This window comes from Pantoea sp. SYBGC1, assembly GCF_057197005.1.
Genome location: NZ_JBXUNM010000001.1, coordinates 699,611 through 718,916, shown reverse-complemented (window position 1 = coordinate 718,916; position 19,306 = coordinate 699,611). Strand labels below are relative to the sequence as shown.

The window sequence follows — 19,306 nt, the reverse complement described above, 5'->3', positions numbered from 1 at the left end:
TATGGTAAAGCGCTAATGATGAGAACGCAGCCGTCGGGGCTGCGGTGACCAGGGAAACCTCATGAAGAACTGGAAGATAAGTGCAGAGCAGGTGCTGAGCACCGGACCGGTCGTGCCGGTCATTGTGGTGAAGCAGCCTGAGCACGCTGTGCCGATGGCAAAAGCGCTGGTCGCAGGCGGTATCCGGGTGCTGGAGGTAACGCTGCGTACGCCGGTTGCGATGGATGCGCTGCGCGCCATTATTCGTGAGGTGCCGGAAGCGATTGTGGGCGCCGGTACGGTTATTAATACGCAGCAGCTGAAAGAGGTTACGGATGCAGGCGCACAGTTTGTGATAAGTCCGGGACTAACGGAATCGCTGCTCCGGGCAGCAACAGAGGGGCCGGTACCGCTGATCCCGGGGGTCAGCACCGTATCAGAGCTGATGATGGGTATGGATCATGGCTTGCGCGAATTCAAATTCTTTCCGGCTGAAGCCAGCGGCGGCGTAAAGGCGCTTTCCGCGCTTGCCGGACCTTTTCCGCAGGTACGGTTTTGCCCGACCGGCGGCATTTCACCGGCAAACTATCGTGACTATCTGGCGCTGAAAAGCGTGCTGTGCATTGGCGGCTCGTGGCTGGTGCCGGATGAGTCGCTGCAGCAGGGGGACTGGGAGCGGATTACGCAGCTGGCGCGTGAGGCGATAGCGGGCGCGCGGTAGCTCAGGAAGCTGATATCTGGCAGCAGGCGTATGGCCTGCTGCCAGCGCTGTCAGCCTTCGGCAGTTATCGCGGCTGCGCTGGCGACGGCGCGCGCCACCGCCTCTTCCGTGCTCTCTCCGGTTGCCAGCGCGACGCCCAGGCGACGCTGTCCGCTGATCTCCGGTTTACCAAACAGGCGCAGCTGCAGGCCCGCGCCCAGCGCGGCATCAACGTGTGCAAAGCGCACATCCTGACTCTCCAGCTGCGGCAGGATCACGGCTGACGCCGCCGGACCATACTGGCGAATAGCGCCAATCGGCAGGCCGAGAAACGCCCGCACGTGCAGAGCGAACTCAGAGAGATCCTGAGAAATCAGCGTCACCATCCCGGTATCATGCGGACGCGGCGACACTTCGCTGAACACGACCTCATCACCGCAAACGAACAGCTCAACGCCAAACAGGCCATATCCACCCAGCGCGTTTACCACGCTGGCCGCAATCTCCTGCGCCCGTGCGAGGGCAGCGGCGCTCATCTGCTGTGGCTGCCAGGATTCGCGATAATCGCCCTCCTCCTGGCGATGGCCGATCGGGGCGCAGAAGTGGATGCCGTCAACGGCGCTGACCGTCAGCAGCGTAATTTCGAAATCGAATCTGACCACGCCTTCAACAATCACCCGGCCGGCACCAGCGCGGCCACCCTGCTGGGCATACTCCCACGCCTGCTGCAGTGCGTCCGCGCTGCGAATAAAGCTCTGACCTTTGCCGGACGAACTCATCACCGGCTTAACGATGCAGGGAAATCCTATCGCTTCCGCTGCGGCAAAAAAGTGCGCCTGGCTGTCGGCAAACTGATAGCGTGAGGTGGGCAGGTTCAGTTCTTCAGCGGCCAGACGTCGGATCCCCTCCCGGTTCATGGTCAGGCGTGCGGCGCGTGCGGTCGGCACCACTTTCTGCCCCCGGGCTTCAAGCTCAACCAGCGTATCGGTGGCAATCGCCTCAATCTCCGGCACCACAAAGTGCGGCTGTTCACGGGCGATCAGTGCAGCCAGCGCTTCGCCATCCAGCATATTGATTACGTGGCTGCGATGCGCAACCTGCATTGCCGGAGCATCCGCATAGCGATCGACGGCGATCACTTCCACCCCTAAACGCTGGCACTCCAGCGCGACCTCTTTACCCAGCTCGCCTGAGCCCAGCAGCATAACGCGCGTGGCACCGGGTCGCAGTGCCGTTCCGAGAGTTGTCATACCTGTCACCTTAGCAGTCAAAAAGCGCCGGCAGTATATACGAAAACGTTTGCGCGCTCACGTTTTATGCCCGTAAAGATTTTCCGTACTTTGCCCGTTCTGACATTTTCTGACGCAGGTTGCGCCAGGATAAAGCGGGCTAACGTAAACGGGAGTTAAACAATGAATCAGTGGCTGCAGCAGCTTCAGACGATTCTGGCAAAGAAAAAGCACGGCACTTCCGGGTTGGGTGACCTCCTGGGACCCGGAGCATTGGGCGGGCTGGCAGGCGTGCTGGCGGGCAGCAAATCGTCACGTAAGCTGCTGACAAAATTTGGCGGCAAGGCGCTGCTGCTGGGCGGCGGTGCGGCAGCCGGTGCGCTGTTATGGAATAAATATAAAGATCGTCTCCGCACCGCGTATCAGCCTGCATCCGGTACTGACGGGCAGCAGACACCGCCCGATCAGCGCGCAGAACGATTGATCGCTGCGCTGGTATTTGCGGCTAAAAGTGATGGTCATATTGATGAGGCTGAACAGGCTGCAATTGAGAAACATATTCAGCAGGCGGGCTATGGCGCACAGGCGGAAAGCCTGATTAAGCAGGCGATGGCGCGTCCGCTCGATCCGCAGTGGCTTGCGGCCGGGGTAAAAAATGAAGAGGAGGCGCTGGAACTCTATGTGCTCAGCTGTGCAGCTGTCGATATCGACCACTTTATGGAGCGCAGTTATCTCACCGCGCTGGGCGATGCGCTGAATATTCCGCAGGATGTGCGTGACGGGATCCAGCGAGACATCGCCGCAGAATCTGCTGGCTGAGAGGTCGGAAACAGCTGCGCCTGCGGCAGTTCTGGCATTCCCGCCTGATTGGTGCCACGCTTGCATAAAACGATTTCTCCGGGAGAAACCGCGTTATGAAACAGCCGCAGGCAAAAAAAGTTCCGCATGTCATGACGTTGCATGGCGATACGCGCACCGATGATTACTTCTGGCTGCGCGACGACGATCGTGAAGACCCCGGCGTGCTCGCCTATCTGCAGGAGGAGAACCGCTACGGCAGGGCGATGATGGCGTCGCAGAATGCACTGCAGGAGAAGGTGCTGAAAGAGATTGTCGATCGTATTCCGGGTCAGGACTATTCCGTGCCCTATACCAAAAACGGCTTTCGCTATCAGCGCCGCTATGAGGCCGGTAACGAATATGCAGCGTTTTATCGTCAGCCGGTTGAGGGGGGAGCGGACGCACCCTGGCAGCTGCTGCTTGACGGCAACAGGCGCGCTGCGCACAGCGACTTCTACACCATGGGAGCGCTTGATATCAGCCCGGACAATCAGGTTATGGCACTGGCGGAAGATTTTTTATCGCGCCGTCAGTATGGTATTCGCTTTCGTAACCTGCAGAGCGGCAGCTGGTATCCTGAAGTATTACATAACGCCTCATCCAGCGTAGCCTGGGCAAACGACTCGCGTACGCTTTACTATGTGCGCAAACATCCGAAAACGCTGCTGGCGTATCAGATATGGCGCCATGAACTGGGCCATCCGCAGAGTGATGACCAGCTGGTGTATGAAGAGAAAGATGAGAGCTTTCATCTTAGCGTGCATAAAACCACGTCAGAACACTTTATTCTAATTGCGCTCTTCAGCACCACCACCAGTGAGATCCTGCTGCTGGACGCGGAGTATCCTGACGCACAGCCGCAGGTATTCTGCCCGCGCCGGCGCGATCACGAATACAGCATCGACCACTATAACCACAATTTTTATATCCGCTCGAACCGCGACGGCAAGAATTTCGGTCTCTACCGCAGCGCCTGGCTGGCGGAGCAGCGCTGGGAGACGCTGATACCGGCGCGCGAGCACGTGGTTCTGGAGGATTTCCAGCTGTTTCGCAGCTGGCTGGTGGTGGAGGAGCGCCAGCGCGGCGTCAGTACGTTGCGACAGATTAACCGCGCCAGCGGCGAGAGCTATGGTATTGCGTTTGACGATCCCGCCTATGTGACCTGGCTGGCGTTTAACCCCACGCCGGAAAGCGATACGCTGCGCTACGGCTACTCCTCAATGACCACGCCCGATACGCTGTTTGAACTGAATATGGAGACCGGGGAGCGGCGCATACTCAAACAGACGCCGATACCCGGCTTTGATCCGGATGAGTATAAAAGTGAGCACCAGTGGATCAAAACGCGCGACGGTACCGAAGTGCCGGTGTCGCTGGTTTATCATCGGAAATATTTTCAGCGCGGTAAAAATCCGCTGCTGGTTTATGGTTATGGCGCCTACGGCAGCACAATGGAGGCGAACTTTAGCGCCAGCCGCGTCAGCCTGCTGCAGCGCGGTTTTATCTATGCCATTGTGCACGTGCGCGGAGGGGGCGAGCTGGGCCAGCAGTGGTATGACAGCGGCCGTCTGATGCATAAGATGAACAGCTTCACCGATTTCATCGACGTGACGCAGGGGCTGGTGGCCAAAGGCTATGGCGATCCGCAGCGTCTTTACGCCATGGGCGGTAGCGCTGGCGGGCTGCTGATGGGCGCGGTTGTCAACATGGCACCGACTCTGTTTCACGGCGTGGTAGCGCAGGTGCCGTTTGTGGATGTGGTGACAACTATGCTCGATCCCACTATCCCGTTAACCACCGGCGAGTATGATGAGTGGGGCAATCCGGAACAGCCCGACGCCTATCACTACATCAGCCGTTACAGTCCCTATGATAATGTGACCGCGCAGGCGTATCCGCATCTGCTCATCACCACGGGACTGCACGATTCACAGGTGCAGTACTGGGAGCCCGCCAAGTGGGTGGCAAAGCTGCGCGAATATAAAACCAGTGACGCGCTGCTGCTGCTCTGTACCGACATGGACTCCGGCCACGGCGGTAAGTCGGGACGCTTTAAATCCTATGAGGGCGTTGCGCAGGAATTTACCTTCCTGATTGCTCTGGCGCAGGGCAGCCTGCCGGATCGGGTAGATTACTGATCGTCTTTGACATATTTACGCAGCGCCTGCCGCAGCGGCGGGCGCAGATCGCGGACATTGTCCAGTACCCAGCGCAGATAACCCGGATCGCGGCGCGCAATAGCGCTGATACTCTGTCCGCGATATTTGCCAAACGGGAAGGTATCTCCGGAGAGCGCAGCCGGTTCAGTCTGGCTTACCATCTCTGCCGGACTCCAGCCGGAGATCTCCATAATACGGATCAGCAGGGCGGCAGTGACGTAGCAGTCATAAAGCGCGCGGTGTGCATGCAGGTCTGCAGGCGGCGTCACCTCAAGTTTCAGGCTGTGCCGCAGCGCCTGATTACCATATTTAATGCCGGGCCACAGTTTGCGCGCCAGCGTCATGGTGCAGATCCATTCGCCCGGCATGGCGGGCAGCATGCGGCGGTCAAAGCTGGCGTTGTGTGCCACATAGTGCGGGCTGCCGTGATAGCGGCTGATGATCGCTTCTATCGGGGGGTTATCCGCCACCATCGCTTCTGTAATGCGGTGCACCATCATCGCCTGGCGGCTGATAGGGCGATCCGGGCAGACCAGATTGCTCATCGGATTGACAATCTGCCCGTCAATAACATCCACGGAGGCGATCTCTACCACGCCGCCCTGCAGGCCGCAGGTTTCTGTATCTATCACGCGTAACATAGATTATTTCTGCTTAGGTTCGTAGGGCAGGCGGGAAAGGCTGAGCGAAGCCTGGCGATAGTGCATCAGGCGCTGACGAAACCAGTCGCGCAGCGCTTCCGGCTGCTCGCGTTCAACCATCTCCGCCACCACCGGCATATTGTAGCGCTCTTTAAACGCGACGCCTGCTGCTGCCAGCTCAACGTTGACTTTGTCTTTCTCGTCCTGCGACAGCTGTGCAAGATTATAACGCATGCTTTTCTCCTGATAATCAGCGGCAAAAATAATGGTTTCATGCAGCAGGATCAAGGGCAACCGGATCGCACTGCAGGTCTCGACACGCTGAATCGGGCGGCGTATCCTGCTGCCACATCAGCGGCAGCGCCGGAAAACCCGCCGGGTAATCTGTCTGCCTGCCGTGTCAGTGAAGATGAAATGAGGTCAATATTTTGCTGAAAAAAGTGATCCCTGCCTGCCTGCTGCTGGCGCTCTGCAGCCAGGCGCTGGCGGGCGAAATTATTACGGTCAGTCGTTTTGAAATCGGTAAGGCAAAGTGGCCCTTCACGCGTGAAGAAGTGATGCTGACCTGTGAAAAGGATGGCGCACTGTTTGCCATTAACCCCAGCACGCTGCTGCAGTACCCGCTGAATGAAAAAGCGCTGGCGCGTGCCGATGCGGGGCAGGGCACGCTGCAGTCGATTAATACTATTCTGGCAGATGATAAGGCGCATCCCGGCAGTAAAATGTCGCTGCAGCCGATTATCGATCGCGCGCAGCAGCTGTGCGTTAAGTAAAAGCCGGCAGACGCCGCCGTCAAAAAGCGTTGCGGGCGTCTGGTAGTGCCAGCGCGATCACAGAGTTGGCAGCTTTCCGGCTCGCCTCAGGCTGCTTGCTGGACAATGTTCGCCGTTGGACTACCTTTAAAAGGCAAGGCACCTCGCCTTCAAAAATGCCAACTTTTAGCGCACGGCTCACTACGAGCCATTTCCCTGGACCCGATACAGGAATCGTATTGGGTCTTTTTTTTATGTTTATAAAAGGGCGCTATACAGTATAAAGTGGCAGCAGATGCTGTCTGTTGAACTTTGAGCCTTATGACAATTTTATCAGTCAGATTGCTCAGCGTTTTGCATCAAAGCGACAGTAAGAAATCTTTTTGACTTCCCGGCTGGCTGAAGCAAGCTGTACAATACAGATTGTATGATGCAGATTTTTGTAAGAACGCGGTTTGCAGGTTACGTTGCAACATAAGCCATTGTTTGCTGACGTAGTAAGAATATTATGCGATCCTATCCTGTGCGCTGAAGCGGGCAAATGATAGAACAGTGTATTAAAGACAAAAAATCGAATTAATATGCTAAATATCTAATAAATAATGCTTTTATCTCTTGGGTGATTTTTAATTAATTTCCATCTCTGCTTTTTATGAACGTTTAAAAAAGATTCAGGTTTGCCACTTATGATATATGACTGCTTTTTATACTATGACGAAGATATGCTGCTGGAATTGAGACTCAACACGCTTTATGATTATGTTGATAAATTTGTGATAGTAGAGTCGTTGTATACTTTTACGGGAATTAGAAGAGAAAAACTTCATTTTGATATAGAAAAGTTTAGCAGTTTCAGAGAAAAAATAATCTATATTGTCAACGACAGTATCCCAAAAATTCATCAACATAGCTTTCAGTCAAATAGCTCGTATGTTGAAGCTGGTAGTTCTGATCCGTGGGAAAACGAAACAACCGCACGCAATACCATTATGAAAGGATTAACTGAAGCTGGCGATCAGGATATAATTATGGTGTCAGATGTTGATGAAATACCGCGTCCTGCTGCACTACAGTGCTTCAGTCACAGACATCTTTGTACAGTACTTCATCAGAATTTTTATAACTATAAATTCAACGTGCAGGTATTGAATGAGGATGGCTCTCCCCGCCTGTGTAAACTACCTAAAATGACAACGCTGAAAAACCTGAAAGGTTTTTTCCGTAGTCAGCCAGAACTGCTGCGCAATGTTAAGCGTAAAGGTACGCCCATTCGCGACAGCTGGTGGCGCTGGCAGTTGCTTAAAATTTCTACGCACACAGTGAAGGATGCTGGCTGGCATTTTTCCTGGGTGATGACTGATGAACGGATCAGCGAAAAGATGGCTACTATTTCACATACCGAGCACAACGTACCGGAATTTAATAACCCGGATCATATAAGACACTGTGTAGAGCAAAACATAGATCTCTGGAATCGCTCACGGAAAATGGTTGTCAGGCCAATGACTTCTGCTTATATGCCAGAATGGCTGGTTGTTAACCAGAAGCGGTTTATGGATTACATAAAGCCTGTCTGAGATGGAATGAAAACCATTTGAACTTGCAGTGTCGGATAAACAGTCTACGCTTAAAGAGTAACAACTCAATGCGCCGCATCTAACGACGGACTGTTTGCTAATCAATGATGATCAACAGGCGCACCAATTCAGGGCTCTGCTTCGGCAGGGCCTTTTCTTTGCCCGCTGCTGGCCTGAATGTACAGGCAGTAGCGGGCAAAGCGCTCACTCCAGCAGATAAATACCCGCAACGAGTGTGCCAACAGAAATAATATGCAGTAGCTCAGTCATGATTCGCCCTCCCGGATATGTACAGACAAAGTCAAGGACGGATATCACACTTCGTCAAATTTAATCATGCCGGGTGATTATTCTGAAACAGCGCTATCGTCCTGCGTTTTGTCTGAATTCAGCGTGACGGCGGTGATGCCGACAGATCGCTAACTGATTAAGTTCAGAGAATAAAGTGGCTTGCCTGCCGCACTAACTTCGGATTGCGTTGTCTCGAGTACAGATGTTTTAGTCCGTATCGATCTTAAAAACACAGCAAAACTCTTTTTTTGTACTATATTGTTATAGCAAAGGGTGAGTTTTGTAAAAAAGTCATGCTGTACCTTCAACAATAAACAGACAGGCCGCGGCAGGCCGTTTTAAACCAAAGGATATAAAATTATTTCAGTTTCAATTTCTATGCGTTGTCCACACTGTCTGGGCTCGCAGTATCGCAAATCCGCATTTGACGTTTCTGAGAAGAATCCGGCGGGTGCTAAGTGCATATTCTGCAAAACAGCGATGGTTGCTCTTAACCCTGCGGCGATGAATACGTTAGCTAAGCTTAAAACAAATAACGATATGCTTCACAGATAACCGATCTCTGCCACGCAAAAGGCCACCCCAGGGTGGCCTTTTTACGTTTTGCTGACGGCAACATATATACCGATGGCTACAGAATAATCCAGCGCCTGGCAGGCGCTCAGGCTTCAGGCTGGCCTGCCGGGCCTTTGCTCATCGGCCCACCGGGCACCGGATGCTCCATCGGCGGAGCAGGGCGGCCATCCGGACCCAGCGGGCGTTCCGGCTGCTGACAACCGGCCAGCATCAGCAGACTGGCAGAAATAATTAATCCACTAAAAAACAGCTTCATCAGAGACTCCTTGATTAACAGGCAACCCGGCGTTGCACATTAATCCTGGCTGATAAATCTGTGTGATGACAGCAGCGGCTGGCTTAATTTCATCGCCCTGATTAAAACAGCTGTAGGGCCAGATTTTTATCTCAGACGTCGCCATTCATGGCGTCATTGCTTCTGTTGCCTATACTTAGGTTCTTAATGACAGGAGGCGAGCATGTTCAAACATAACAGTAATGACGAGCGTAAACATGAGGGCGATGTAGCCAAAGGATTGCCTGAAGCGGCTCCCTCTGCCGGGAATGCATATGAAGAGGATGACCATCCGGTTCAGGACGCGCCGGATGAGCATGGCGAAATTCCCCGTACGCGCGACAGCAGTGAAGATGAAAAGAAAGATCCCTGGGAAGATAAAGGGAAATAACGCGTAGACGCTAAATAAGCGTGGTGTGGCATTTATCTTTTTTTCTGCGGCTGGCGCACATATTCCTCAGGCTGCCGCAGAGTGTTACACAACAGTGCCTATACTGAACATACCCAACCCAGGGTCAGGAGGTAAATATGTCAGAACGTCCAGAAGATATTCAGCCTATCCCCGATGATGGACAGGCACCCGGTGCAGATGAAGATTTGCCCATGGATGATGGTGCCGTACCCAATGATGACGCGCTTCCTGTGGATGACACGCGTAAAATCTGATCGGGATGTATTTACCACTCAGTTAACCCGTATGGCCTGACGCTATACGGGTTTTTTATGAGCAATTTTCTGGCTGTATTGGAGATTAGGAAAGAGTAAAGCAGCGTTATACCGCCTGAAATGCTATAAAATGTCCGGGTTTCTTATATTTCAGGACAGATCATTAATGGCAGATACACACTATTTACTTTGGGTCATGACAGGGACGCTGACGATTCTCAGCCTGTTTATTGGTGCAATTGTCGGACAGGCGAAAACCCGCCGGCTGGGTATCATGACCTTTGCCGGCCTCTGGGCATTTTTTATGCTGGCAATATTTTTGATAACCCGCTAACCCACTATCAGCAGATGCACCAGCCGGGCCAGCGATTCCAGCAGCAGCAGGCTGCCGGTCACCAGCATAATCAACACAATGATAAACTGCTTACGGCCCTTCATGCTGTGCTCTCCATGGGCGACGCCATACCGGCATTACACTATGCCGGTTGGGTTAAACTGACGCTCAACCATCAGATTATGAGCCGCAGCCCGCTAGCGAAACAGCCGGCCGTCACGTACCAGCTCGCGCGGATAGCTGTTTTTAATGCGGTTGCCCACTTTTTTAGCCAGCCCAAGCGGTTGCTGTTGCCAGGTGACGATGACCTCATCCCGGTCAGGCAGCGTCTCCGGATGGATATCCTGTCCGCGATACCAGCTCTCCGCTTCCGCTTCATTCAGCGCAAACGCCAGCGATGCATCAGGCCGGGCCAGCGCCATCACCGCCTCATGCTGCCAGCGGTAGCCTTTAGGAAAGGTTTCAGCCAGTTTCAGACCGATGCGTGAGAAGCGCACCTTATTCAGCCACTGCTCGGCGCTGGCAGGAAACAGCCACAGCTCTTTATCACGCTGCCAGAGCGTCAGGCTCTCATCCCACTGCAGGCCCACTTTAGCCGCTGCCTGCATTACCTCCGCGCTGAATTTTCGGCTGGCGGGCGCAAACGGCAGTTTACCGAGTTTATAGCCTGGCGCCGGCAGTGGCGGCACGCTGGCGGTTTTACGCAGACGCGCGACGAAAAATCCTTCGCTGTCGAAGCGGTGCGGAAACACGTGCAGATAGCCTTCCGGCGTCAGGGCAGCCTCTGCGCCGGCAAACAAATCCTGCAGCGACAGGATCTCAATGGCGTCGGGATAGCGTGCCAGCAACCAGGCTATGACCTGCTGATTCTCAATAGTGTTAAGGGTACAGGTGGAGTAGATCAGCACGCCGCCAGGTCTGAGCGCGTGAAAAGCGCTGTCGATAAGATCGCGCTGGGTCGCCGCAATCGCCTCGGTGCTGGCCAGCGTCCAGTTGCGCAGCGCATCCGCATCTTTACGCACCACGCCTTCGCCTGAGCAGGGGGCATCAAGCAGGATGGCGTCGAACTGTTCCGGCAGCGCTGCGCCAAACACCCGACCATCGAAATGCGTCAGCGCTACGTTGCTGACGCCGCAGCGGCTGATATTGGCATGCAGGACTTTGACCCGGCTGGCGGAGTATTCATTGGCGAGGATCGCGCCGCGATTATGCATCAGCGCCGCCAGCTGCGTGGTTTTGGACCCGGGTGCCGCCGCCATATCCATAACCTGCTGTGCGTCCGGCGCGGCGGCAAACAGCGCCGTCACCGGCAGCATCGAGCTCGCTTCCTGAATGTAGAACAGACCGCTGAGATGTTCAGCCACGCTGCCAAGCGGCAGGCTCTCATCATCGCGCTCGATCCAGAATCCCTCTGCACACCAGGGAACCGGCGTCAGCCGCCAGCCATACTGTGCCGTGCGGGCAAGAAAATCAGCTACGCTGATCTTCAGCGTATTCACGCGCACACTTTTACGCAGCGGCTGCTGGCTGATAGCAAGAAAGCGTTGCAGGTCAGCTTCATCAGAGAGGCTGGCACGCATGAGGGTAATGAACTCTTCAGGAAAACGACTGGACACAACAATTTACCGCGCTGACAAATGATGGGCGCAGTGTAGCACGCGCAAAGAGAACGGGCAGCCTGCTGGCTGCCCGGTTGTTTAGCGCGGAGCCGGGATAGCGGTACCCCAGTCACGCCACGCTTTCGGCGCTTCATCCTGCAGCAGGAAGTGTTTGTTGGCGCCTGCCTGCGGTGCCAGCGGCACGGTTGGCGGCGTAGCGAACTGAATGCCGCCGCGAATAAACTGCTGGAAGGTGCCGGTTTTCACCACGCCGCCAATCAGGCCAAAATCGAGGTTATAGCCGGATGCCAGCCAGAATACTGAGTTGTTCCGCACCAGATGCTGATACTTTTTACTGATGCGCAGCGCAATCTGCACCCGATCGGCCATATTACCCAGCGAGGTGCCGGTGACCGTACCGACCTCAACGCCGCGGAACAGAACCGGCGTGCCCAGGGAGAGCGAGCCCGCCTCGGCGGCATCGACATAAATGTTCAGGCCGTTCAGGTAGCGCGAGTCGGTAATTGTGCTTTCCTGCAGCTCGAAGCTGCGCGCCATCGCACCTTTGCCGGGATCGACGTTGACATAGGGCTGCAGAATCGTCTCCAGATGGTTGACACCTGCCGCAGAAATTTCCGGCGACACCACTGAGAAACGGCTGCCCGTGCGGGCAAAGTCCTGCACATACTCCGGATAGAGCACGGCTTTAGCGACCACCTGATTGTTATCCTGACTCAGCGCCAGCGACTCCACCTGACCGACGTTAATACCGAGATAGCGCACCGGCATGCCTGCTGCCAGCTTACTGCCGTCGTAGGTGTGCAGGGTGATCTGGCTGCCGACGGCGCGCGCTGCGGTTTCTGACGCATAGAGCACGCGCTTAACGCCTTTTTTCGCCTGCGCACCGGTCAGATTGTCAAAGCTGATGGCGCCTTTCAGCGCCCGGTTAATCGGCGACGCCTGCACGGTCAGACCGCTGCCGTTAAGCTGCACTTTCGCACCACCTTCGGCCCAGAATACGCTTTTGCTGGTCAGCAGCTTGCGATACTGCGGCTGGATATGCACTGCAATATCAAACGCATCCGCACGCGGCACCACATCGACCACTTCACCGACTTCAAACTTACGGTAGAGCACCACCGAGCCCGCCTGCACGTCCGGCAGGCTGGTTGCCGTCAGCGTCAGCGTGGCAGGTGGCTGATTGCCGGTGATCCCTTCAGCAGCACGCTCGGCGTCTGCATAAAGCGGGTAGCGGCTGGAGGCTTTCCCTTTTGCGCCGGGATCGAGACGAATACCGCCATCCACCCATTCACGTGCGCTGGCACCCAGCACCTGCATACCATCCAGGCCAAATTTTACGTTCAGGCGGCTATTGACGATAAACTTGCTGTCAGCGTGCACCAGCTGACGATATTCAGGATTAATCGCCACCACGAAATTGATGCCGTTCTCGTCCAGTTTACGCGAGATCACCTGACCAATCTTCATGCCATAGATCACCAGGGGCTGGCCGGCATCGATACCGTAAGTTTCCGGCGCGCTAAGCTGTACCGTCAGGACATCCGGTTTCTGTAGCAGCGTTTCGCTGGCGGGCAGCACGCTGAAATGGTCCTGCGGTTCGCCGTCACCGGGCACCAGCTCCAGCGTGTTACCGGTGAGCAGGCTGCTCAGGCTGGTGTCAGTGAGGCTGAGTTTTGGTGCGCGCATCTCAATACGTGTTCCGCTGCGCATCAGTCCGGTCACTGAGGGATCAATCGTCAGTTCGCCAGAGACTTTGCCGTCAGGCAGCAGCGTAAGTTTGGTCAGGGTGCCTACTTCCAGTCCCTGATACATCAAAGGGGTACTGTTGGCTTTGAGGTTGTCGCCGCCAGGCAGATCGAGGTTGATCAGCACGCCGCGCTGGCTGTGCGCCAGATCCGGATAGAGCTGATAGTTCTGCTCGCTCTCGGCCGGTTCGCCTTTTTCCGGTGAATCAAACGCAATAGCACCGTTTACCAGCGCGGCCAGACTCTCCAGCTTCACCTTCGCGCCGCTCAGGCTGACATCTGCATCAATACCGGAAACATTCCAGAAGCGGCTCTGCTTTTTGATCAGATTGATAAAGCGCCGCTCGATCAGCACATCAATGGTGACGCCATCAGTATTGCTATTAAGGCTGTAGTCATAGACGTGACCCACCGGGATTTTTCGGTAGTAGACCAGCGAGCCGGTATTAAGCGAACCGAGATCGGGCGCATGCAGATGGATGAGCAGCTCGCCGGTATTGACCCGGTATTTAGGCTGCGTATCAAGCGCGGTGAAATGGTCGCGCTCTTTGCCATCGCCAGGCATCATACCGATGTAGTTACCGCCCACGAGCGCATCAAGACCGGAGACGCCGGCAAGGGAGGCTTTTGGCGTCACCAGCCAGAATTGCGTATTCTCGCGCAGGGCGTCGCGCATATCGCTTTTGATGCTCGCTTTGATACGAATACTGCGATAATCATCACTCAGCTCAATGCCCTGCACAGTACCGACCTCCACGCCCTGATAGCGAATCGGCGTGCGGCCCGGCACAATGCCGTCCGCCGTCTGAAAGTTAATGGTAATGGTGGTACCGCGCTCCTGATAATTGGTCCATAAAAGCCAGCCGGCAATCAGCAGGGCGATAACGGGCAAAAGCCAGAATGGCGACAACTTGCGTTTGTTACGCACGGTTGCGCTAGTCGGTGTAGTCGGCGTTTCCTGTTGCATGTGCATCCCAGATCAGGCGGCTATCCAGCCACTCAACAGCCATAATAGTCAGGATTACCGCTGCGCCGAAGTAAAACGCGGCAGGTCCCATGGTAAAAGCCAGCAGCTGATCGCGATTGACCAGCGACATGGTTAAAGCAATAACGAACAGATCCAGCATCGACCAGCGTCCCACCCAGGTCACTACGCGCAGCAGCCGGATGCGGGTTTTCAGCCCCTGTTCGCATTTGAAGTGAATGCTGAGCAGCAGCGTCAGCATCACCAGCACTTTGGTGAAAGGCACCAGGATACTGGCGATAAACACCACCGCAGCGATGGGAATATTGCCTGAGCCCAGCCCAAGGATACCGGAGAAAATAGTGTCTTCGCGCCGCGAACCGTTCACAAACACCACGGAAATTGGCAGCAGGTTGGCCGGTATCAGCATCACAATCGACGCAATCAGTGCTGCCCAGGATTTTTGCAGACTGTGGCGACGGCGAAAATCAAGCGGCGTGTGGCAGCGGGTACAGCGACCACGCTCATCGGGCATACCGGTGTGATGACAGTTGAGGCATACCTGCCAGCGCTCCGGTGGCGCGGTTGGGGTGGTCTGGGGATAGTAATGCTCCCAGAGCTCTTCCACATTAAGATGAATAATAGTGAGCAGGCTTAACAGGGTCAGGGCTACGTAAGCGGCCAGACCGTAACCCAACGCCAGCGAGGCGTAATCCTGAACTTTGATAGAGGCTACGCCGATACCCACCAGGTAGATATCCAGCATCACCCACTCTTTCAGCCGCTCAAGCATCAGCAGCACCGGTCGCAGATTCATGCCCAGCCGGTTGCCAATCCACAAATAGCTGATGCCGGCAACCAGCGTCACCGGAGCCCCGATAGTACAAAACGCGACCATGGCGGCCGTCAGCACGTTACCCTGCTGCGCCATCTGCAATACGCCTTCCAGCAGACTGGCGTTTATGCGCATGCCAAGCAGGCGGATTTCAACCAGGGGCAGGCTGAAAGCAAAGGGCATCAGCACCAGCATTGTCACTGCCATCGCGGTCAGACGACGCATTGACCAGTCACGGCCATTCTGAATTTTGGCGTGACAGCGCGGGCAATAAGCCGTTTGATGCGATTTCACATCCGGTAAGGAAAAAAGGGTATCGCATTGGGGGCAACGCTGATAACGTGCGTGGGGCAAGCTCTGGCTGATAGCGTGAATTTTCATAAGTGACGCGAGTGGCCCATCATTCGTTACGGTTGCCGGCAGTCTGAACAGAACATGCAGCCTGCACTATCTTGTGGTACGAGATCAGTCTCAATCATAGCGTGCTAAGGGTATAGCAACTTATTCAATGATTCACCTTGTTGGGCTGGATTATTAGTGCTTATTTTAACAACTGAGGGAAAACTGATACCTCTCAGTGATGAATTATGGTTGATCAATGAACAAAAAAGCCTTTTACGAGGAATTAAATCGTGATGCCCGGGCGCTGCTGGCGGGCGAAACCTCTTTTCTTGCCGCGCTGGCTAACTGCAGTGCGCTGCTGTTTGAGCGTCTGGAGGGGGTTAACTGGGCAGGCTTCTATCTGCTGACTGAAGAGAATACGCTGGTCCTGGGTCCGTTCCAGGGCAAGATTGCCTGCGTGCGTATCCCGGCAGGTAAAGGCGTTTGCGGTACGGCAGTGGCTGAAGAGCGCGTGCAGCGCGTGGATGACGTTCATGCGTTTCCCGGTCATATCGCCTGTGACGCCGCCAGTAACGCAGAAATCGTGATTCCTCTGAAAGTGAATGGCCTGCTTGCAGGCGTTCTTGATATCGACAGTACGCTTTATTCCCGCTTTGATAGTGAGGATGAAGCAGGGCTGACAGCCCTTGCCGACGGGCTTTGTGAGGTGCTGGCGAACAGCAACATCGAAAAATTTATTGCGCTGTCGCATAGCTAATCGTCTGGATTGCATGGCATTTGGCGATGTTGTCATTATAATGTCGCCTGTTCATGCCCGCTCTGGTCGGCAAATCCGTTGTAATCAGGAAATTTCATGGAAAATCAACCTAAGTTGAATAGCAGTAAAGAAGTCATCGCCTTTCTGGCGGAACGTTTTCCGCACTGCTTTAGCGCTGAAGGTGAAGCGCGTCCGCTCAAAATCGGTATCTTTCAGGATCTGGTCGAGCGCGTTCAGGGCGAAGATAGTCCGAGCAAAACGCAGCTGCGTTCAGCTCTGCGTCTTTATACCTCCAGCTGGCGTTATCTTTACGGTATCAAAGCCGGCGCAACGCGTGTCGATCTCGATGGCAACGCCTGTGGCGTGCTGGATGAGCAGCACGTAGAGCATGCGCGGAAGCAGCTGGAAGAGGCAAAGGCACGCGTTCAGGCGCAGCGTGAGCAGCAGCGGGCGAAGAAGCGCGAGGCGGGAGAGGAGAGTGCAGAGCGTCGTCCGCGTAAGCCAGCACCGCGTAAAGCGGCTGAAGGTGAGACGCCGCGTAAGCCGCGCCCTCAGACGCCACGCACCGGTGCTGCAGAACGCAACGCCGCACCACGTCCGCCGCGGGCAAAACCCGTTACCGACACCTCAGCTTTGCAGCCAGGCCAGAGTATTAAAGTCAAAGCAGGCAAAAGTGCTATGGACGCCACCATTCTTGAAATCACTAAAGATGGCGTTCGGGTACAGCTTGCTTCAGGCCTGGCAATGATTGTGCGCGCAGAACACTTGCAGTTCTGAAACGGAGGCCCGACCCTGGCATGAACAGCTTTTTTAAGATCGGTATGATCGCGGGCCTGCTGCTGGCAGGCCCCTCCGTTGCCGCAGACAATATCACGCGTGCAGACCAGATCCCGCAGTTACATGAAGAAGCGCAGCATCCCACGGTCAGTGAGCGGGTTACATCGCGCTTTACCCGCTCTCACTACCGTCAGTTCGATCTGAATCAGGATTTCTCAGCAAAAATTTTTGATCGCTATCTGAACCTGCTGGATTACAGCCATAACGTGCTGCTGGCATCAGACGTTGCGCAATATGCGGACAAAAAAACCACGCTCGGCGACGAGCTGCGCAGCGGCAAGCTGGATCTGTTTTACGCGCTCTATAACCTGGCACAAAAACGCCGTTTCGAGCGCTATCAATATGCGCTGACGGTGCTGGATCGTCCGATGGATTTCAGTGGCAATGACACCATTGATATCGACCGGGCGAAAGCACCGTGGCCAAAGAGCACCGCAGAGCTGAACGCGCTCTGGGATGCCAAAGTTAAATATGATGAGCTCAGCCTGAAGCTGGCGGGCAAAGATGACAAAGAGATCCGCGAAACGCTGACTAAGCGCTACAACTTTGCCATCCGTCGCCTGGCTCAGAGCAACAGTGAAGATGTCTTCCAGCTCGCAATGACCGCCTTTGCTCATGAGATCGATCCCCACACCAACTACCTCTCCCCGCGCAATACTGAGCAGTTCAACACCGAGATGAGCCTGTCGCTTGAGGGGATTGGTGCCGTGCTGCAGATGGATGATGACTACACGGTCATCAACTCTATGGTCGCTGGCGGTCCGGCAGCAAAAAGCAAATCGATTACCGTTGGCGATCGCATTGTCGGCGTGGGTCAGCCAGGCAAGCCTGTTGAGGATGTTATCGGCTGGCGGCTGGATGATGTGGTATCGAAAATCAAAGGACCTAAAGGCAGCAAAGTACGCCTTGAGATCCTGCCTGCCGGTAAAGGCACCAAAACCCGGACCGTAACGCTCACGCGTGAAAAAATCCGTCTGGAAGATCGGGCGGTCAAAGGCACGGTGCATAACGTCGGCAAAGAAAAAGTGGGCGTGCTGGATATTCCGGGCTTCTATGTCGGTCTGACTGACGATGTCAAAGTGCAGCTGCAGAAACTGCAAAAGCAAAATGTGGACAGCGTTGTTATCGACCTGCGAACCAACGGCGGCGGTGCACTGACTGAAGCGGTCTCTCTCTCCGGACTCTTTATTCCGGGCGGCCCGGTAGTCCAGGTCAGGGATAACAATGGACGGGTGCGTGAAGACAGCGATACCGACGGCATTGTTTACTACAAAGGCCCGCTGGTAGTGCTGGTCGACCGGTTCAGCGCGTCAGCCTCGGAAATCTTTGCCGCGGCGATGCAGGACTATGGCCGGGCTCTGATTGTTGGTGAACCGACCTTCGGCAAGGGGACCGTGCAGCAGTATCGTTCTCTGAACCGCATTTACGATCAGATGCTGCGTCCGGAGTGGCCTGCGCTGGGTTCTGTTCAATATACCATTCAGAAATTTTATCGTATCAATGGCGGCAGCACGCAGCGTAAAGGAGTGACCCCCGATCTGCTGATGCCAACCGGCGTTGAAGCGGCAGAGACCGGCGAAAAATTTGAAGACAACGCGCTGCCGTGGGACAGCATTAATGCGGCAACCTATACCAAAACCGGTGATATCACCGCGCTGGTGCCGAAGCTGACGCAGTCCCATGCCGATCGCATTGCGCAGGATCGTGAGTTTCAGTACATCATGAAAGATATTGCGCGTTTCAATGCGATGAAAGATAAACGCAATATCGTGTCGCTCAATCTTGCCCAGCGTGAGAAAGAGAGTCACGAAGAGGACGCGCTGCGTCTGGAGCGTATTAACGCGCGTTATCAGATGGAAGGGAAAAAGCCGCTTAAGAATCTTGAGGCGCTGCCAAAAGATTATAAAGAGCCCGATCCCTATCTGGATGAGACGGTGAAGATCGCTAACGATCTGGCGCAGCTGGCCTCTTCTCAGCCCGCTGCCACTCCGGCGAAGTAATCCTGAAGCCGGTCACAAAACACCGCTACGGCGGTGTTTTTTTTTGCACTATACTCGCTAAATAAGTGGTCTGAGCAGTTTGCAACCGATCGCCTGAGTAGAATGTAAAGTTTTGTTTTTTTAGACACTTAAAGATTAAGGTCGCTTGAAAAGCCGCGCAATGAACATAGGATATATATCCGCGTACAA

Annotated in this window: 19 protein-coding genes; 12 read left to right on the top strand and 7 right to left on the bottom strand. The window is 54.9% G+C overall.

Annotated elements, in window-relative coordinates; all coding sequences use genetic code 11:
* Positions 1-61 precede the first annotated feature (61 nt).
* On the top strand, positions 62-700 hold the full coding sequence (locus AC2CF9_RS03375) for a bifunctional 4-hydroxy-2-oxoglutarate aldolase/2-dehydro-3-deoxy-phosphogluconate aldolase (protein ID WP_484556250.1): 639 nt from the start codon (positions 62-64) through the stop codon (positions 698-700).
* Positions 701-750: 50 nt separating this feature from the next.
* On the opposite strand, the gene purT is transcribed toward AC2CF9_RS03375, so the two are convergent.
* Entirely contained in the window at positions 751-1,929 is a 1,179-nt protein-coding gene (gene purT, locus AC2CF9_RS03370) for a formate-dependent phosphoribosylglycinamide formyltransferase (RefSeq protein WP_150016302.1), read from the bottom strand.
* Positions 1,930-2,091: 162 nt separating this feature from the next.
* On the opposite strand from purT, the gene AC2CF9_RS03365 reads away from it, so the two are divergent.
* Together AC2CF9_RS03365 and AC2CF9_RS03360 are read left to right on the top strand one after the other, a co-directional pair.
* Complete coding sequence (locus AC2CF9_RS03365) at positions 2,092-2,727, top strand: tellurite resistance TerB family protein (protein ID WP_484556249.1); 636 nt, start codon at positions 2,092-2,094, stop codon at positions 2,725-2,727.
* 95 nt (positions 2,728-2,822) lie between these two features.
* A complete protein-coding gene (locus AC2CF9_RS03360) occupies positions 2,823-4,886 on the top strand; it encodes a prolyl oligopeptidase family serine peptidase (RefSeq protein ID WP_484556248.1) in 2,064 nt (687 codons plus the stop codon).
* Here AC2CF9_RS03360 and exoX read toward each other — a convergent pair.
* Positions 4,880-5,548: an exodeoxyribonuclease X gene (gene exoX / locus AC2CF9_RS03355; RefSeq protein ID WP_484556247.1), complete on the bottom strand. Its 669-nt coding sequence runs from the start codon at positions 5,546-5,548 to the stop codon at positions 4,880-4,882. The two genes, AC2CF9_RS03360 and exoX, sit on opposite strands and share 7 nt — an antisense overlap.
* Positions 5,549-5,551: 3 nt before the next feature.
* On the bottom strand, positions 5,552-5,782 hold the full coding sequence (locus tag AC2CF9_RS03350; protein WP_150016298.1) for a DNA polymerase III subunit theta: 231 nt from the start codon (positions 5,780-5,782) through the stop codon (positions 5,552-5,554).
* A 191-nt stretch (positions 5,783-5,973) separates the two neighbouring features.
* Between AC2CF9_RS03350 and AC2CF9_RS03345 the strand changes: the two genes are divergently transcribed.
* The 3 genes from AC2CF9_RS03345 to ymcF all read left to right on the top strand — a co-directional run bounded on the left by AC2CF9_RS03345 (position 5,974) and on the right by ymcF (position 8,723).
* The gene (locus AC2CF9_RS03345) at positions 5,974-6,321 is read left to right on the top strand and encodes a YebY family protein (RefSeq protein WP_039384858.1); all 348 of its coding nucleotides are present in this window, start codon (positions 5,974-5,976) and stop codon (positions 6,319-6,321) included.
* A 701-nt stretch (positions 6,322-7,022) separates the two neighbouring features.
* Positions 7,023-7,877, top strand: coding sequence for a glycosyltransferase family 17 protein (locus tag AC2CF9_RS03340; protein WP_484556246.1), 855 nt, complete (start codon positions 7,023-7,025; stop codon positions 7,875-7,877).
* 669 nt (positions 7,878-8,546) lie between these two features.
* Entirely contained in the window at positions 8,547-8,723 is a 177-nt protein-coding gene (gene ymcF / locus AC2CF9_RS03335) for a cold shock small protein YmcF (RefSeq protein WP_150016296.1), read from the top strand.
* A 106-nt stretch (positions 8,724-8,829) separates the two neighbouring features.
* Here the strand turns inward: ymcF and AC2CF9_RS03330 are convergent, their stop codons facing one another.
* Complete coding sequence (locus AC2CF9_RS03330; RefSeq protein ID WP_039384855.1) at positions 8,830-9,000, bottom strand: hypothetical protein; 171 nt, start codon at positions 8,998-9,000, stop codon at positions 8,830-8,832.
* A 202-nt stretch (positions 9,001-9,202) separates the two neighbouring features.
* Here AC2CF9_RS03330 and AC2CF9_RS03325 point away from each other — a divergent pair, with 202 nt between their 5' ends.
* From AC2CF9_RS03325 to AC2CF9_RS03315, 3 genes are all read left to right on the top strand, one after another.
* The gene (locus tag AC2CF9_RS03325; protein WP_150016295.1) at positions 9,203-9,409 is read left to right on the top strand and encodes a hypothetical protein; all 207 of its coding nucleotides are present in this window, start codon (positions 9,203-9,205) and stop codon (positions 9,407-9,409) included.
* A gap of 137 nt (positions 9,410-9,546) precedes the next feature.
* On the top strand, positions 9,547-9,684 hold the full coding sequence (locus tag AC2CF9_RS03320; protein ID WP_190314871.1) for a hypothetical protein: 138 nt from the start codon (positions 9,547-9,549) through the stop codon (positions 9,682-9,684).
* Positions 9,685-9,850: 166 nt separating this feature from the next.
* Positions 9,851-10,018: a hypothetical protein gene (locus AC2CF9_RS03315; protein WP_484556245.1), complete on the top strand. Its 168-nt coding sequence runs from the start codon at positions 9,851-9,853 to the stop codon at positions 10,016-10,018.
* A gap of 197 nt (positions 10,019-10,215) precedes the next feature.
* Here AC2CF9_RS03315 and rsmF read toward each other — a convergent pair whose 3' ends face one another.
* From rsmF to yebS, 3 genes are all read right to left on the bottom strand, one after another.
* On the bottom strand, positions 10,216-11,640 hold the full coding sequence (rsmF, locus tag AC2CF9_RS03310) for a 16S rRNA (cytosine(1407)-C(5))-methyltransferase RsmF (RefSeq protein WP_484556439.1): 1,425 nt from the start codon (positions 11,638-11,640) through the stop codon (positions 10,216-10,218).
* 75 nt (positions 11,641-11,715) lie between these two features.
* Positions 11,716-14,349, bottom strand: coding sequence for a PqiB family protein (locus tag AC2CF9_RS03305; RefSeq protein WP_484556244.1), 2,634 nt, complete (start codon positions 14,347-14,349; stop codon positions 11,716-11,718).
* Positions 14,318-15,562, bottom strand: coding sequence for a membrane integrity lipid transport subunit YebS (gene yebS, locus AC2CF9_RS03300; RefSeq protein ID WP_484556243.1), 1,245 nt, complete (start codon positions 15,560-15,562; stop codon positions 14,318-14,320). The genes AC2CF9_RS03305 and yebS overlap by 32 nt, the downstream gene beginning before the upstream one ends.
* A 217-nt stretch (positions 15,563-15,779) precedes the next feature.
* Here yebS and AC2CF9_RS03295 point away from each other — a divergent pair, with 217 nt between their 5' ends.
* The 3 genes from AC2CF9_RS03295 (at position 15,780) to prc (ending at position 19,117) form a co-directional block, all read left to right on the top strand.
* Positions 15,780-16,280 (top strand): GAF domain-containing protein, encoded by a 501-nt coding sequence (locus tag AC2CF9_RS03295; RefSeq protein WP_150016291.1) that lies wholly within the window; start codon positions 15,780-15,782, stop codon positions 16,278-16,280.
* A 96-nt stretch (positions 16,281-16,376) separates the two neighbouring features.
* Positions 16,377-17,057, top strand: coding sequence for an RNA chaperone ProQ (gene proQ / locus AC2CF9_RS03290; protein WP_150016290.1), 681 nt, complete (start codon positions 16,377-16,379; stop codon positions 17,055-17,057).
* Between the two features lie 20 nt (positions 17,058-17,077).
* Positions 17,078-19,117 carry a carboxy terminal-processing peptidase gene (gene prc, locus AC2CF9_RS03285; RefSeq protein ID WP_039384838.1) on the top strand — a complete coding sequence of 680 codons (2,040 nt, stop codon included), beginning with the start codon at positions 17,078-17,080 and terminating at the stop codon, positions 19,115-19,117.
* Positions 19,118-19,306: the final 189 nt, after the last annotated feature.

What these genes read in the sequence shown, in the direction of transcription:
- AC2CF9_RS03375 (WP_484556250.1), top strand. Translation starts at nt 62, where the DNA reads ATGAAGAACTGGAAGATAAGTGCAGAGCAGGTGCTGAGCACCGGACCG.
- purT (WP_150016302.1), bottom strand. Translation starts at nt 1,929, where the DNA reads ATGACAACTCTCGGAACGGCACTGCGACCCGGTGCCACGCGCGTTATG.
- AC2CF9_RS03365 (WP_484556249.1), top strand. Translation starts at nt 2,092, where the DNA reads ATGAATCAGTGGCTGCAGCAGCTTCAGACGATTCTGGCAAAGAAAAAG.
- AC2CF9_RS03360 (WP_484556248.1), top strand. Translation starts at nt 2,823, where the DNA reads ATGAAACAGCCGCAGGCAAAAAAAGTTCCGCATGTCATGACGTTGCAT.
- exoX (WP_484556247.1), bottom strand. Translation starts at nt 5,548, where the DNA reads ATGTTACGCGTGATAGATACAGAAACCTGCGGCCTGCAGGGCGGCGTG.
- AC2CF9_RS03350 (WP_150016298.1), bottom strand. Translation starts at nt 5,782, where the DNA reads ATGCGTTATAATCTTGCACAGCTGTCGCAGGACGAGAAAGACAAAGTC.
- AC2CF9_RS03340 (WP_484556246.1), top strand. Translation starts at nt 7,023, where the DNA reads ATGCTGCTGGAATTGAGACTCAACACGCTTTATGATTATGTTGATAAA.
- ymcF (WP_150016296.1), top strand. Translation starts at nt 8,547, where the DNA reads ATGCGTTGTCCACACTGTCTGGGCTCGCAGTATCGCAAATCCGCATTT.
- AC2CF9_RS03330 (WP_039384855.1), bottom strand. Translation starts at nt 9,000, where the DNA reads ATGAAGCTGTTTTTTAGTGGATTAATTATTTCTGCCAGTCTGCTGATG.
- AC2CF9_RS03325 (WP_150016295.1), top strand. Translation starts at nt 9,203, where the DNA reads ATGTTCAAACATAACAGTAATGACGAGCGTAAACATGAGGGCGATGTA.
- AC2CF9_RS03320 (WP_190314871.1), top strand. Translation starts at nt 9,547, where the DNA reads ATGTCAGAACGTCCAGAAGATATTCAGCCTATCCCCGATGATGGACAG.
- AC2CF9_RS03315 (WP_484556245.1), top strand. Translation starts at nt 9,851, where the DNA reads ATGGCAGATACACACTATTTACTTTGGGTCATGACAGGGACGCTGACG.
- AC2CF9_RS03305 (WP_484556244.1), bottom strand. Translation starts at nt 14,349, where the DNA reads ATGCAACAGGAAACGCCGACTACACCGACTAGCGCAACCGTGCGTAAC.
- yebS (WP_484556243.1), bottom strand. Translation starts at nt 15,562, where the DNA reads ATGAAAATTCACGCTATCAGCCAGAGCTTGCCCCACGCACGTTATCAG.
- AC2CF9_RS03295 (WP_150016291.1), top strand. Translation starts at nt 15,780, where the DNA reads ATGAACAAAAAAGCCTTTTACGAGGAATTAAATCGTGATGCCCGGGCG.
- proQ (WP_150016290.1), top strand. Translation starts at nt 16,377, where the DNA reads ATGGAAAATCAACCTAAGTTGAATAGCAGTAAAGAAGTCATCGCCTTT.
- prc (WP_039384838.1), top strand. Translation starts at nt 17,078, where the DNA reads ATGAACAGCTTTTTTAAGATCGGTATGATCGCGGGCCTGCTGCTGGCA.